General features: G+C 72.0%; 14 protein-coding genes. 13 read left to right on the forward strand and 1 reads right to left on the reverse strand.

Annotated features, from left to right (window positions below):
- The first annotated feature begins 13 nt into the window (after positions 1 to 13).
- The 6 genes from AC2EAQ_RS10660 to AC2EAQ_RS10685 all read left to right on the forward strand — a co-directional run bounded on the left by AC2EAQ_RS10660 (position 14) and on the right by AC2EAQ_RS10685 (position 6469).
- The gene (locus AC2EAQ_RS10660) at positions 14 to 739 is read left to right on the forward strand and encodes a TorF family putative porin (RefSeq protein ID WP_484643232.1); all 726 of its coding nucleotides are present in this window, start codon (positions 14 to 16) and stop codon (positions 737 to 739) included.
- 28 nt (positions 740 to 767) lie between these two features.
- Positions 768 to 1106 (forward strand): P-II family nitrogen regulator, encoded by a 339-nt coding sequence (locus AC2EAQ_RS10665; RefSeq protein WP_484643234.1) that lies wholly within the window; start codon positions 768 to 770, stop codon positions 1104 to 1106.
- Positions 1107 to 1131: 25 nt separating this feature from the next.
- On the forward strand, positions 1132 to 2622 hold the full coding sequence (locus AC2EAQ_RS10670) for an ammonium transporter (protein ID WP_484643237.1): 1491 nt from the start codon (positions 1132 to 1134) through the stop codon (positions 2620 to 2622).
- Between the two features lie 134 nt (positions 2623 to 2756).
- Entirely contained in the window at positions 2757 to 4052 is a 1296-nt protein-coding gene (gene gshA / locus AC2EAQ_RS10675) for a glutamate--cysteine ligase (RefSeq protein ID WP_484643239.1), read from the forward strand.
- Between the two features lie 70 nt (positions 4053 to 4122).
- Positions 4123 to 6006 (forward strand): potassium transporter Kup, encoded by a 1884-nt coding sequence (locus AC2EAQ_RS10680; protein WP_484643242.1) that lies wholly within the window; start codon positions 4123 to 4125, stop codon positions 6004 to 6006.
- 172 nt (positions 6007 to 6178) lie between these two features.
- Positions 6179 to 6469, forward strand: coding sequence for a hypothetical protein (locus AC2EAQ_RS10685; RefSeq protein ID WP_484643244.1), 291 nt, complete (start codon positions 6179 to 6181; stop codon positions 6467 to 6469).
- Positions 6470 to 6484: 15 nt separating this feature from the next.
- On the opposite strand, the gene AC2EAQ_RS10690 is transcribed toward AC2EAQ_RS10685, so the two are convergent.
- Positions 6485 to 7186 (reverse strand): outer membrane lipoprotein, encoded by a 702-nt coding sequence (locus AC2EAQ_RS10690; protein WP_484643246.1) that lies wholly within the window; start codon positions 7184 to 7186, stop codon positions 6485 to 6487.
- A 131-nt stretch (positions 7187 to 7317) separates the two neighbouring features.
- Here AC2EAQ_RS10690 and AC2EAQ_RS10695 point away from each other — a divergent pair, with 131 nt between their 5' ends.
- The 7 genes from AC2EAQ_RS10695 to AC2EAQ_RS10725 all read left to right on the forward strand — a co-directional run bounded on the left by AC2EAQ_RS10695 (position 7318) and on the right by AC2EAQ_RS10725 (position 14159).
- Positions 7318 to 8496 (forward strand): benzoate/H(+) symporter BenE family transporter, encoded by a 1179-nt coding sequence (locus tag AC2EAQ_RS10695; RefSeq protein ID WP_484643248.1) that lies wholly within the window; start codon positions 7318 to 7320, stop codon positions 8494 to 8496.
- Positions 8497 to 8513: 17 nt separating this feature from the next.
- Positions 8514 to 9461 (forward strand): glutathione synthase, encoded by a 948-nt coding sequence (gene gshB / locus AC2EAQ_RS10700; RefSeq protein WP_484643250.1) that lies wholly within the window; start codon positions 8514 to 8516, stop codon positions 9459 to 9461.
- Positions 9462 to 9486: 25 nt separating this feature from the next.
- The gene (locus AC2EAQ_RS10705) at positions 9487 to 9915 is read left to right on the forward strand and encodes a hypothetical protein (protein ID WP_484643253.1); all 429 of its coding nucleotides are present in this window, start codon (positions 9487 to 9489) and stop codon (positions 9913 to 9915) included.
- A gap of 78 nt (positions 9916 to 9993) precedes the next feature.
- Entirely contained in the window at positions 9994 to 12105 is a 2112-nt protein-coding gene (locus AC2EAQ_RS10710) for a TonB-dependent receptor (RefSeq protein WP_484643255.1), read from the forward strand.
- A gap of 2 nt (positions 12106 to 12107) precedes the next feature.
- The gene (locus tag AC2EAQ_RS10715) at positions 12108 to 12686 is read left to right on the forward strand and encodes a HupE/UreJ family protein (protein WP_484643257.1); all 579 of its coding nucleotides are present in this window, start codon (positions 12108 to 12110) and stop codon (positions 12684 to 12686) included.
- Positions 12683 to 13345 (forward strand): HupE/UreJ family protein, encoded by a 663-nt coding sequence (locus AC2EAQ_RS10720; protein ID WP_484643259.1) that lies wholly within the window; start codon positions 12683 to 12685, stop codon positions 13343 to 13345. Before AC2EAQ_RS10715 ends, AC2EAQ_RS10720 begins: the two co-directional genes overlap by 4 nt.
- 34 nt (positions 13346 to 13379) lie before the next feature.
- Entirely contained in the window at positions 13380 to 14159 is a 780-nt protein-coding gene (locus AC2EAQ_RS10725) for a DUF4198 domain-containing protein (protein ID WP_484643262.1), read from the forward strand.
- Positions 14160 to 14190 lie beyond the last annotated feature (31 nt).

The raw sequence follows: 14190 nt of genomic DNA on the forward strand, positions 1-14190 counted from the left end.
CGGAGCCCCCCACATGAGCAAGAAGACCCTCCTCGCCGCTGCCGCCTTCGCCCTGATCGGCACGGGCGCCCCCGCGATCTCGTACGCCCAGGTGTCCTTCAACGTCGGCGCGGTCACCGACTACCGCTATCGCGGCATCTCCCAGTCGCGCGTCAAGCCGGCCATCCAGGGCGGCATCGACTACGCCGCCGGCCCGTTCTACGTCGGCGCCTGGGCCTCCACCATCAAGTGGATCGACGACTTCGGCGGCGACTCCAAGGTGGAGATCGACCTGTACGGCGGCTACAAGGGCTCGCTGACCAAGGAACTGTCCTACGACGTGGGCGTGCTGGGTTACGTGTACCCGAGCAACGGCCTGTCGCCCAGCGCCAACACCACCGAGATCTACGGCGCGCTGACCTACGGCCCGGCCACGCTGAAGTACTCGCACTCGCTGACCGACACCTTCGCCAACCCGGACAGCAAGAACAGCTACTACCTCGACCTGTCGGCCAGCTTCGACCTCGGCGGCGGCCTGATGCTCACGCCGCACATCGGCTACCAGAAGATCAAGGGCCCGTTCAGCGGCGTCGGCTCCTACACCGACTACGCGCTGACCGTGTCCAAGGACTTCAGCGGCATCGTCGTGTCCGGCGCGCTGATCGGCACCGACGCCGACAAGTCCTTCTACTCGTCGCCCGTCAACGGCAAGGAGCTGGGCAAGACGACGCTGGTCCTGGGCGTCAAGTACAACTTCTGATCACGGGGCAAAGCCCAAGGAGCAGGCCATGAAGATGGTCACCGCAATCATCAAGCCGTTCAAGCTGGACGAAGTTCGCGAAGCGCTGTCGGGCATCGGGGTGCAGGGCATCACGGTGACCGAGGTCAAGGGCTTCGGCCGCCAGAAGGGCCACACCGAGCTGTACCGTGGCGCCGAGTACGTCGTGGACTTCCTGCCCAAGGTGCGCATCGACGCCGCGGTGGACGACTCGATCGTCGACCGCGTCATCGAGGCCATCGAGGCTTCGGCCCGCACCGGCAAGATCGGCGACGGCAAGGTGTTCGTCAGCGCCCTCGAGCAGGTCGTCCGCATCCGTACCGGCGAAACCGGCAAGGACGCGCTCTGAAGCGCACAACCGGAAGACAACCAACATGTTGAAAAAGATCTTCGCTTCCCTGGTGCTCGGCGCGGCGCTGTTCGGCCTGTCCGACGCCACCCTGGCGCAGGCCGCCTCGGCTGCTGCCGACGCGGCGTCGGCCGCGGCGCCGGCGGCTTCCGCGGCCGCCCCCGCGGCCGCCGAGGCCGCTTCGGCCGCGGCCCCCACGCCGCCGGTGCCCAATAAGGGCGACACCGCCTGGATGACCGTCGCCACGGCGATGGTGATCCTGATGACCATCCCCGGCCTGGCGCTGTTCTACGGCGGCCTGGTGCGCAGCAAGAACATGCTGTCGGTGCTGATGCAGGTGCTGATGGTGTTCTCGCTGATCACCGTGCTGTGGGTGGTGTACGGCTACACGCTGGCCTTCACCGCGAGCAACCCGTTCTTCGGCACGCTCGACAAGCTGTTCCTCAAGGGCGTGACGCCGGAGAGCGTGGCGGCGACCTTCAGCAAGGGCGTGTACCTGCCGGAGTTCACCTTCATCGCGTTCCAGGGCACCTTCGCGGCCATTACCGCCTGCCTGATCGTCGGCGCCTTCGCCGAGCGCATCAAGTTCTCGGCGGTGCTGCTGTTCTCGGTGCTGTGGTTCACCTTCGCCTACCTGCCCATCGCGCACATGGTCTGGTACTGGGACGGCCCGGACGCGATCACCGACGAGAAGACGCTCGAGGCGGTGACCAACAACGCCGGCTTCCTGTGGGCCAAGGGCGCGCTGGACTTCGCCGGCGGCACCGTGGTGCACATCAACGCCGCGGTCGCCGGCCTGGTGGGTGCCTACGTGCTGGGCAAGCGCGTGGGCTACGGCAAGGAAGCCATGCCGCCGCACAGCCTGCCGCTGACCATGGTCGGTGCCTCGCTGCTGTGGGTGGGCTGGTTCGGCTTCAACGCCGGCTCCAACCTGGAAGCCAACGGCGTGGCGGCTCTGGCCTTCATCAACACGGTGGTCGCCACCGCGATGGCGGCCCTGGCCTGGTCCGCGGGTGAGGCGCTGATGCGCGGCAAGGCGTCGATGCTCGGCGCGGCGTCGGGCGCGGTGGCCGGCCTCGTGGCCATCACCCCGGCCTGCGGCTTCGTCGGCGTGGGCGGCGCGCTCGTCATCGGCCTGGTGGCCGGCCTGCTGTGCCTGTGGGGCGTCAACGGCCTCAAGCGCATGCTCGGCGCGGACGACTCGCTGGACGTGTTCGGCGTGCACGGCGTCGGCGGCATCGTCGGCGCGCTGCTGACCGGCGTGTTCGCGGCCCCGAGCCTGGGCGGCACCGGCATCTGCAACTACGTCACCAACAAGTGCGGCGAGTGGGGCAGCATCGGCGGCCAGGTCTGGATCCAGGCCCAGGGCGTGTTCTGGACCATCGTGATCTCCGCGGTGGTGGCCTTCATCGCCTACAAGATCGTCGACCTGACCATCGGCCTGCGCGTGGCGGAAGAGGAAGAGCGCGAGGGCCTGGACATCACCTCGCACGGCGAGACCGCCTACAGCAAGTAAGCCATTCGATTCTTCTCTCAGGGCGAGATTGGGGCCACCGCGAGGTGGCCCTTTTTTCTGGCGCGCCGGGCCCGCCAGCGCGCCGCGGCGCGAGTTCCTAGAATCGACGCATCTTCCGCCGGCAAGGCCCTTTCATGGTTCCCCACCTCATCACCGCCCTCAACGGCCCGATCAACGAGCTCGAGGCGCGCATCCTCGAGTCGATGCCCGCCATCGAGCGCTGGTTCCGGCTCGAATGGATGGAGCACACGCCGCCGTTCTACAGCTCGGTGGACGTGCGCAACGCCGGCTTCAAGCTCGCGCCGGTGGACACCAACCTGTTCCCCGGCGGCTGGAACAACCTCACGCCCGAGATGCTGCCGCTGGCGGTGCAGGCGGCCATGGCGGCGATCGAGAAGATCTGCCCCGAGGCCAAGAACCTGCTGCTGATCCCCGAGAAGCACACGCGCAACACCTTCTACCTGCAGAACGTGGCGCGGCTGAAGCAGATCTTCCACCAGGCCGGCCTGAACGTGCGCCTGGGCACGCTCGACCCCGAGGTGAAGGAGCCGATGGACCTGGCCCTTCCCGACGGCGGCACGCTGACGGTGGAGCCGCTGGTGCGCAGCAAGCACCGCCTGGGCACGAAGGACTTCGACCCCTGCACGATCCTGCTCAACAACGACCTGTCGGCCGGCATCCCGCCGGTGCTGGAGAACCTTCACGAGCAGTACCTGCTGCCGCCGCTGCACGCCGGCTGGGCGGTGCGGCGCAAGACCAACCACTTCCAGAGCTACGAGGAGGTGGCCAAGAAGTTCGCCAAGCTGCTGGGCATGGACCCGTGGCTCATCAATCCGATGTTCGGCCAGTGCGGCGAGGTCAACTTCGCCGAGGAGGAAGGCCTGGAGTGCGTGCGCAGCAATGCCGACGCGCTGCTGACCAAGATCCGCCGCAAGTACAAGGAATACGGCATCAACGAGAAGCCCTTCGTCATCGTCAAGGCCGACAACGGCACCTATGGCATGGGCATCATGACCGTGCGCGACGCCAAGGAGCTGGACGTCGTCAACCGCCGCACCAAGAACAAGATGAGCGTGGTCAAGGAAGGCCAGCAGGTCACGCAGGTGATCATCCAGGAGGGCGTGCCCACCTACGAGCGCGTCAACGACGCGGTGGCCGAGCCGGTGGTCTACATGCTCGACCGCTACGTGGTGGGCGGTTTCTACCGCGTGCACGCCGAGCGCGGCATCGACGAGAACCTCAACGCCCCCGGCGCGAGCTTCGTGCCGCTGGCCTTTGCCGAGAGCACCCAGCTGCCGCGGCCGGGCGCCAAGCCCGGCGCCAGCGCCCCCAACCGGTTCTACATGTACGGCGTGATCGGGCGCCTGGCGATGCTGGCGGCGGCCTACGAGCTGGAAGCCACCGACCCCGACGCAGAAATCTACGACTGAGCCTTGTTGCGGCGCACAATAGCGCCCACAGCAAGAACGAGGCGGCCCGCGCGGCCGCTGCTCCGCTCCCTTGAGTGCCTCCACCTCGACGAAGACACCGTCGGCCCTGGCCGCCCTGACGCTGGCGGCGCTGGGCATCGTCTACGGCGACATCGGCACCAGCCCGCTCTACGCGCTCAAGGAGATCTTCCACGGCGGCCGTCTGGCCCCCACGCCCGACAACATCCTGGGCGTGCTGTCGCTGATCTTCTGGACGCTCACCACCGTCATCTCGCTGAAGTACGTGCTGCTGATCCTGCGCGCGGACAACAAGGGCGAGGGCGGCCTGATCGCGATGCTGGCGCTGGCCACGCATGCGGTGCGCGACCGGCCCGTGCTGCGCCGCCGGCTGATGGTGGTGGGCCTGTTCGGCACCGCGGTGTTCTATGGCGACGGCGTCATCACGCCGGCGATCTCGGTGCTGTCCGCGGTGGAAGGCCTGGAGGTGGCCGCACCGAAGCTGCACGACTGGGTGATCCCGCTGACGCTGCTGGTGCTGACCGCGCTGTTCGCGGTGCAGCGCTTCGGCACCGCCGGCATCGGGCGCTGGTTCGGGCCGATCACGCTGGTGTGGTTCGCCACGCTGGTGGCGCTGGGCCTGCCGCACATCGCCGCGCACCCCGGCGTGCTGGTGGCGCTGAACCCGGCCTACGCGGCGTCGTTCATCGCCGCGCAGCCGCTGCTGGCCTTCGTGGCGCTGGGCGCGGTGGTGCTGGTGGTCACCGGCGGCGAGGCGCTGTATGCCGACCTGGGCCACTTCGGCAAGCTGCCGATCCGCATCGCCTGGTACGGCCTGGTGATGCCGGCGCTGGTGGTCAACTACTTCGGCCAGGGCGCGCTGCTGCTGTCCACGCCCGCCGCGGTGGAAAGCCCGTTCTACCTGATGGCGCCGACGTGGGCGCGGCTGCCGCTGGTGTTCCTGGCCACCGCGGCCACGGTGATCGCGTCGCAGGCGCTGATCTCGGCCGCGTTCTCGGTCACCAAGCAGGCGATCCAGCTTGGCATCCTGCCGCGCATGGCGATCCACCACACGTCGGTGCGCGACACCGGGCAGATCTACATCCCCTTCGTCAACTGGGGGCTGTTCGCCTTCATCGTGCTGGCGGTGGTGATGTTCAAGTCGTCGTCCAACCTGGCGTCGGCCTACGGCATCGCGGTCACGCTGGACATGACCATCACCACCGTGATGACCTTCTACGTCATCCGCTACGGCTGGGGCTACCCGCTGGCGCTGTGCGTGGCCGCCACCGGCTTCTTCTTCGTCATCGACGTGCTGTTCTTCGCGTCCAACCTGCTCAAGCTGCTGAACGGCGGCTGGTTCCCGCTGGTCATCGGCATCGGCATGTTCACGCTGATGCTCACCTGGGTGCAGGGGCGCAAGCTGCTGGCGGCCAAGCTGCGCGACGACGCGATCCCGCTGACGGACTTCCTCGAGGCCATCTTCGTGAGCCCGCCGATGCGCGCCGACGGCACGGCGGTGTTCCTTACCTCCGAGGCCGGCGTGACGCCCAACGCGCTGATGCACAACCTGAAGCACAACAAGGTGCTGCACGAGCACAACCTGTTCGTCACCGTGAACCTGCACGACGTGCCCTGGGTGGGCTTCCAGGACCGCGTGACGATGACGCCGCTGGGCCACGACTGCTGGGCCGTGGCGCTGAACTTCGGCTTCAAGAACGACCCCGACGTGCCCGAGGCGCTGAAGCTGCTGGAAGGCCGCGGCGTGCCGCTGGAAGACCTGCAGACCAGCTACTTCCTCAGCCGCGACATCGTGATCCCCACCTTCGGCGAGGGCATGTCGATCTGGCGCGAGAAGCTGTTCGCGTCGATGCACCGCAACGCCGCCGCGGCGGCGGACTTCCTCAACCTGCCCGCCAACCGGGTGGTGGAGCTGGGCGCGAAGGTCGAGATCTAGCGTTTCGCGGCGCGCCGGGACATTTGTCACGAGCTGTGTCCGGATGCGTCGGCCGGGCGCGAACCGGGCTCCTTCCGCCCCTTCAGAATCAGGGCAAACCCGCATACGGACGGGTGTGTCGTCAAGGGAGCCCGCCGCAGGCCACGCGCCTGCCGCCCCAGGAGAACCGGTGATGGACGCTACCGCCTACGCCCACCTGCAGGACGCCATGCGACGCATGGTCGTGCCGCTGCGCCGCGAGTTCGGCGTGGCGCTGGACGTGCCGCGCATGGAACGCGACCTCGAGTACGCCGAGTTCGCGGTGTCGCTGGCCATGGGCAGCGACACGCCCGCGCTGCTGGAACGCGCCACGCTGGTGGCGCACTACATCCGCGCTGCGCGCGAACGTGCGGCGCAGCAGCGCATGGCCCGCGTCGCGATGGCCGCGATGGACCGCCGCCAGGCGGCGATGGCCGACCTGTAGCCGCCGCGGCCGCGCTCAGGCGCCGCGCGCCTTGAGCTGGCTGCCCTCGACGGTGACCTTCTGCCCCACGGCCGGGGCCGTGGCCTGCGTGATGGTGCGGTGCGTGCCGTCGTCCATGCGCACCTTCACCTGATACAGCGTCGTCGCGCGCTGGCGCTTCTCGATCTCGTGGCCGGCCATGCTGCCGCCCACCGCGCCCAGCACGGTCATCGCCTTCTTGCCGTCGCCGCCGCCCATCTGGCTGCCGATCAGGCCGCCGACGACCGCGCCGCCCACGGCGCCCACGCCGGTGCCTTCGCCCTTCTTCTGCACCGGCGTCACCGCCTCGACCACGCCGCAGGTGGCGCAGGCCGCGGCGGCGGTGCGCGCGGGGGCGGGGCGCTTGGCGCCGTCGGTGCGCGCGTCGGCGCCGCGTTCGCCGGCCGCCGGGGCCGGCTTGGCCGCCGCGGGCTTGTCGGCCGGGCCGTCGTCGGGCACGGTGCCGGTGGCGCGCTGCGCGTTGCCGGGGGCCGGCAGCGCCTGCGCGGCCACGGCCACCGCGCCGGCATCGGCGGCGGCCATCGGCGACGGCCGCACCGCCAGCGTGGTGGCGATGGCCGTCAGCGCCACCAGGGCGGTGGCGCCGCCGATCAGCGCGGCCGGGCGCGAGAAGCCCGAGCGCGCGCGCAGCGTCGCGTCGCCGGGGGCGGAGGCAGCGGGGTTGGGGGTCGGGTTCATGGCAGGGCCCTCCTGGAGCGTTCTTCGATGCCCATTCAACGCCGCAAACGCGCCGCGGACACGCCGCAGTTGCGTCCAATCGCCACCAACGGTGACGGCCGCTTACCTCCGGGCCTTGGCGATACTCGGGTGTGTTCAGACGTTTCCTCGCCGACCTGTCCCTGTCCGCCGCGGTGGCGGGTTTCGTCGCCGTGCTGGTGGGCTTCACCAGTTCGGTGGTCATCGTGTTCGCCGCGGCGCAGGCGCTGGGCGCCACGCCGGCACAGACCACGTCCTGGGTCTGGGCGCTCGGCCTGGGCATGGGCCTCACCTCGATCGGCCTGTCGCTGGCCACGCGCCAGCCGGTGCTCACGGCCTGGTCCACGCCCGGCGCGGCGCTGCTGGCGGGCACGAGCGGCGTGCCGATGGCCGAGGCCGTGGGCGCCTTCGTCGCCTGCGGCGCGCTGATCGTGCTGGCGGGCGTCACGCGCGCCTTCGAGCGCGTGATGGACCGCATCCCGCAGGCCATCGCCGCCGCGCTGCTGGCCGGCGTGCTGGCGCGCTTCGGCCTCGACGCCGCGGGCGCGCTGGCCAGTGCGCCGCTGCTGGTGGTGGCGATGGCGCTGGCCTTCCTGGCCGGCCGGCGCTGGTGGCCGCGCTACGCGGTGCCCGGCGTGCTGCTGGCCGGCGTGGCGGTGGCCGCGGCGCAGGGCCGCATGCAGTGGGCGCGCGTGGTGCTCGAGCCGGCCTGGCCGGTATGGACCGCGCCGGCGTGGAGCATGAGCGCCTTCGTCGGCGTGGCGCTGCCGCTGTTCGTGGTGACGATGGCGTCGCAGAACCTGCCCGGCGTGGCCGCGCAGCGCGCCGCCGGCTACCGCACGCCGGTGTCGGCGTCGATCACCGCCACCGGTGCCGCGGGCGTGCTGCTGGCGCCGTTCGGCGGCTATGCCTTCAACCTGGCCGCGATCACCGCGGCCATCTGCATGGGCCGCGAGGCGCACGAGGACCCGCAGCGCCGCTACACCGCGGCCGTGATGGCCGGCGTGTTCTACCTGCTGGTGGGGCTGGCCGGCGGCGCGGTGGTGGGCGCGCTGCAGGCGTTCCCGCGCGAGCTGGTGCTGGCGGTGGCGGGCCTGGCGCTGCTGGGCACCATCGGCGGCGGGCTGGCCGCCGCGCTGGCGCACGAGCGGCATCGCGACGCGGCGGTGATCACCTTCCTGGTCACGCTGTCGGGCGTGACGCTGGCGGGCATCGGCTCGGCCTTCTGGGGCGTGGTCGCCGGCACGATCGCGCTCCTTGTGCAACAGTGGCGACCCGGCGCCGCGCGCTGACCCGGATGCGAACACCGATGGACCTGCTCTTCGTCGCCGACCCGCTCGACACCTTCCGCACCTACAAGGACTCCACCTTCGCGATGATGCGCGAGGCGGCGCGCCGCGGCCATGCGCTGTGGGCCTGCGAGCCGCGCCACCTGGTGTGGCAGCGCGGCGGCCGTGTCACCGCGCACGGCGCGCGCCGCATCGGTCTGACCGGCCATGCCGAGGCCTGGTACTCGGTGGCGCAGGAGCGCGACCTGCCGCTGGCCGAGGTGCACGCCGTGCTGATGCGCAAGGACCCGCCCTTCGACAGCGAGTACTTCTACGCCACGCACCTGCTGCAGCAGGCCGAGCGCGAGGGCGCGCGCGTGTTCAACCGCCCGGCCGCGCTGCGCGACCACCCGGAAAAGCTCTCGATCCTGGAGTTCCCGCAGTTCATCGGCCCCACGATCGTCACGCGCGACGCGGGCGCCGTTCGCGCCTTCCACGCCGAGCACCGCGACGTGATCCTCAAGCCGCTGGACGGCATGGGCGGCATGGGCATCTTCCGCGTCGGGCCCGACGGCCTGAACCTGGGCTCGATCATCGAGACGCTCAACCGCGACGGCGCGGTCAGCGTGATGGTGCAGAAGTACCTGCCCGCGATCGCGCAGGGCGACAAGCGCATCCTCGTCATCGGCGGCGAGCCGGTGCCCTACGCGCTGGCGCGCATCCCGCAGGGCGGCGAGGTGCGCGGCAACCTGGCCGCCGGCGGCAAGGGCGTGGCGCAGCCTCTGTCGCCGCGCGACCGCGAGATCGCCACCGCGCTGGGCCCGGTGCTGGCCGCGCGCGGCCTGCTGCTGGTGGGCCTGGACGTCATCGGCGACAGCCTCACCGAGATCAACGTCACCAGCCCGACCTGCTTCCAGGAGATCACCGACCAGGCCGGCTTCGACGTGGCGAAGATGTTCGTCGACGCGCTGGAGCGCGCGCTGGCCTGAGCCGACGGCCGCGCCCGCCTTCCCCATGCTGAGCCCGCGCCCGCGTTCCACCGTCGCCGACCTGCTGCGGCTGGCGTCGGCGTGGCTGGTGGTCGTGGTGCTGGTGCAGGGCGTGGCCGCGGCGCATGCGCTGGGCCTGGGGCCGCTGCACGTGCACCGCCCGGCCGAGGCCGGCGCTGCGCCGACGGCACACGTGCATCACGACACGGCCGAGCGCCATGTGCACGTTGCCTTCGACGCGGGCGTGCAACTCGTCGCCGGCACCGCGGGCGACCTGGGCGAGGGCATCGACGGCACCGCCTTCGCGCTGACCGCCGCGCTCGCCCTGATGGCGATCGGCGCATCGCCGGCCCGCCCCGCCGACGCGCGTCGGCACGTCTGGCATGCCGCCCCCGCGTCGCGCTGGCGCAGCACCACACCGTCTCCTGCCCTGAAGCCGCCCCGCCGCGCCTGAGCCCGGCTGTCCCGACTTCGCCGCCGGCGCCGCGCTCGCGCGCCGGCGGTCCCGCACTTCCAGGCAGGAGCTTGCCCCATGAATTCCGCTTTCCGGCGCCATGCGCTGGCCGCGGCCGCACTGGCCGCCACGACATTGACATCGCCCCTCGCAGGGGCCCAGACCGACACGGAGCCGCCGAAGAAGCCGGCGCCGCCGCCGGACGCGCAGACCATCACCGTCAAGGGCCACTACGACAACGCGGTCGGCACGTCCGACGCCGCGTCGCAGGGCGTGATCCAGCGCGAGCTGCTGCGCAGCCGCCCGGCGCAGCGCCCCGGCGAGGTGCTCGAGTTCGTGCCCGGCATCATCGTCACGCAGCACTCGGGCGACGGCAAGGCCAACCAGTACTTCCTGCGCGGCTTCAACCTCGACCACGGCACCGACTTCGCCACGCGCATCAATGGCATGCCGGTCAATATGCCGTCGCATGGTCATGGCCAGGGCTACACGGACCTGAACTTCCTGCTGCCCGAGCTGGTGTCGCGCATCGACTATCGCAAGGGCCCGTACTTCGCCACCGGCGGCGACTTTGCCTCTGCCGGCGCGGCCGACATCGTCTACCTTCAGCAGCTCGAGGCGCCGTTCGGGCAGATCACGCTGGGCGAGGGCCGCTACCGACGCGGCGTGGCCGGCGGGTCGTGGGCCGTGGCGCCCGGCGTCACGCTGCTGGCCGCCGGCGAGGTGGCGCGCAACGACGGGCCGTGGACCGTGCCCGAGCGCATGCGCAAGCACAACGGCGTGCTCACGCTGTCGGGCGGCACGGCGGCCGACGGCTGGAGCGCCAGCCTGATGGGCTACCGCGCCGAGTGGACCGCCACCGACCAGGTGCCGCAGCGCTTGATCGACGCGGGCACCTTCGACGGCCGACCGTTCGGCCGCTTCGACTCGCTCGACCCCACCACCGGCGGCGACACCACGCGGGCCAGCCTGTCGGCCGAGTGGCACCGCGACGGCGCCCTCGGCCGCAGCAAGGTGGCGGCCTACGCGATCCGCTACACGCTCGACCTGAACTCCAACTTCGCCTATGCGCTGGAGCGGCCCGGCCCCGCCGGTGCCGGCAGCGACCAGTTCAAGCAGCGCGACCGCCGCACCGTGGTCGGGCTCGACGCCAGCCAGGGCATCGACCACGACATCGCCGGCCTGGAAGCGCGCAGCGAGGTGGGCCTGTCGCTGCGCCACGACCGCGCGCGCGTCGGGCTGTACGACACCGTGGCGCGGCAGATCGTGGCCACCACGCGCGAGGACGAGGTGCGCCAGACCATGACCGGCGTCTACGCGCAGACCTCGGTGGCGCTGGCGCCGTGGCTGCGCGCGCTGGGCGGCGTGCGCGTGGACCACCTGCGCAGCCGGGTCGACGCGCTGACGCTGGCCGCCAACGGCGGCCGCTCCAGCGACACGCAGGTCTCGCCGCGGATGGGCCTGGTGGTCGGGCCCTTCGCGAAGACCGAGTTCTTCCTCAACGCCGGCCGCGGCCTGCACAGCAACGACGCCCGTGGCACCACCGCCACGCAGGACCCGCGCACCGGCGACCCGGTGGACAAGGTGCCCCCGCTGGTGGCGTCGCGCGGCGTCGAGGTGGGCGCGCGCACGCAGGCACTGCCTGGCCTGCAGAGCTCGGTGGCGCTGTGGAAGCTCGACTTCGACTCCGAGCTGGTCTATGTGGGCGACGCCGGCGCCACCGAGGCCAGCGGTGCGTCGACGCGGCGCGGCATCGAGTGGAACAACCGCTGGATCCCCGCGCCGTGGCTGCTGTTCGACGCCGACCTGGCCTGGACGCGGGCGCGCTTCCGCAACGGCGACCGCATTCCCAACTCGATCGACCGCGTGGCCTCGGTGGCCGCCACGGTGCGCGACCTCGGCCGCTGGTCGGCCAGCCTGCAGTGGCGCTACCTCGGCCCGGGAGCGCTGATCGAGGACAACAGCGTGCGGTCGCTGTCGTCGCTGTCGACCAACCTGCGCGTGGGCTACCGCATCACGCCCCGCGCCGAGGCCACGCTGGACGTGTTCAACCTGTTCGACCGCCGGCTCAACGACATCCAGTACTTCTACGAGTCCCAGCTCCCCGGAGAGGCCGCCCCGGTGGCCGACCGGCACGTGCATCCGGCAGAACCCCGATCGATCCGTCTCACCCTGCAACTACGCTTCTGACCATGAACAAGCTCATCGCACTGATCGTCGCCGCCCTGGCGGCCGGCCCGGCCTTCGCCCACGAAGCCGGCGACGCCGCCGGCGGATTCGTCTCCGGCTTCTTCCATCCCATCGCCGGCTGGGACCATGTGGTGGCCATGGTGGCCGTGGGCCTGTGGGGCGCCTTCCTCGGGCGCCCCGCGGTCTGGCTGCTGCCGGTGGTGTTCCCGCTGGTCATGACCTTCGGCGGCGCGCTCGGCGTGCTGGGCGTGCCGCTGCCGGGGGTGGAAGTGGGCATCGCCGCGTCGGCCATCGCGCTCGGTGCGATGGTGGCCGCGGCCGCGCGCCCGCCGCTGTGGGTGGCGGCCGTGATCGTCGGCGTGTTCGCGGTGTTCCACGGCCACGCCCACGGCACCGAGCTGCCCGAGGCGGCCAACCCGCTGGCCTACAGCCTGGGCTTCGTCATCGCCACCGGGCTGCTGCATGCCGCGGGCATCGCGCTGTCGCTGCTGGCGCACGGCGCGCGCGGCATGCACGTGGTGCGCGGCCTCGGCGCGGTGATCGCGCTGCTGGGCCTGGTGTTCCTGGCGCGCGCGCTGTGAGGGCGGTGGCTGCCGCGGCGCGCCGGGGCGCGCGCCTGGGCGCCGTCGCGCTGCTGGCGGCCCTGTCGGCGCCGTCGTGGGCGCACAGCCCGATCGAGGGCATCGGCATCTTCTACAGCGGCGCGCTGCATCCGCTGGTGACGCCGCCGCACCTGATCGCGCTGCTGGCACTGGGCCTGCTGCTGGGCCAGGCGGGCCAGCGCGTGCAGGGCGACGACGACGCGCCGCTGGCCGTGCTGGCCGCGCCGCTGGTGGCCCTGGCCGTCGCGCTGGGCGCGGGCGTGCTGCGCGCCGGCCTGCATCCCGCCGAGGAGCCGGACACCGACCGCGTGCTGCTCGCGCTGGCCGCCGCCACCGGGCTCGCGGTCGCGGCGGCGTGGCGTGCGCCGGCCGGCGTGCGGCTGGTCGTGGCGCTGGCGGTCGGCCTGGCCGCCGGCCTCGCGTCGGCGCCCAGCGGCGTGTCCAGCGCCGACCGCTGGACCTCGCTGGCCGGCACCGCGGTCGCGGCGCTGCTGCTGGGCGCCTATGTCGCGGCGATGGTGGCCATGGCGCGCCGGCCGCCCTGGCTGGCCATCGGCGTGCGCGTGCTCGGCTCGTGGATGGCGGCTGCGGCGCTGCTGGTGCTGGCGCTGTCGTTCGCGCCGGCGCGCGGCGGCTGACGCCGGGCCGGCCCGCCTTGCGTAGAGTCGGGGCATGAGCTCCTGCCTGCCCGCGGCGATCGCCGCCGCCCTGCTGTGCGCCGCCTCCGGCGCCCGCGCGCACGACACCTGGTTCGCGCCGCTGCCCGCCCCGGCCGGCGAGGCGCAGTTCGCGCTCGGCACCGGCAACCGCTTTCCCGTCACCGAGCTGGCGGTGGACCCGAAGTACTTCACCCGCGCCGGCTGCCGCGCTGCCGACGGCCGCGCGCACGGCCTGCAGATGCTGCGCTACACCGACACCACCACGCTGCTGCGCGTGCCCGCGGCGCCGCGCGCCGCGCTCGCGTGCTTCGTGCAGCTCGAGCCGTTCGAGTTCGAGCTGCCGGCCGACCGCATCGAGGTCTACTTCGACGAGATCCGCCCGGGCGCGGCGGTGCTGGCGGCCTGGGCCTCGCTGCGCGCGCGCGGCCTGCCCTTCGTGGAGCGCTACACCAAGAGCGCGCGCATCGACGGCGCCAGCGCCGCGCCGCGGCCGGTGGGCACGGCGATGGACGTGCTGCGCGAAGCCCCGGCCGGGCCGCTGGTCAGCGGCGCCGACGCCGTGTTCCAGGTGCTGCGCGAGGGCCGGCCGCTGGCCGACTTCAACGTGGAGCTGGTGCACGAGGGCGCCGCGGCGGCGCAGTGGCTGCGCACCGATGCGCAGGGCCGCGTGCGCGCGCGCCTGCCGCAGCCGGGCCGCTGGCTGCTGCGCGGCACCGATCTGCGCCTGCGCGCGGACGACCCCACGCGCTGGGACAGCCAGTTCATCACGTACGCGTTCGACGTGGCGCGCTGAGCGCAGCGTCGCTCGGCTTCGCGCCAGCGCC

The sequence above is a fragment of the Aquabacterium sp. T101 genome, assembly GCF_057219775.1.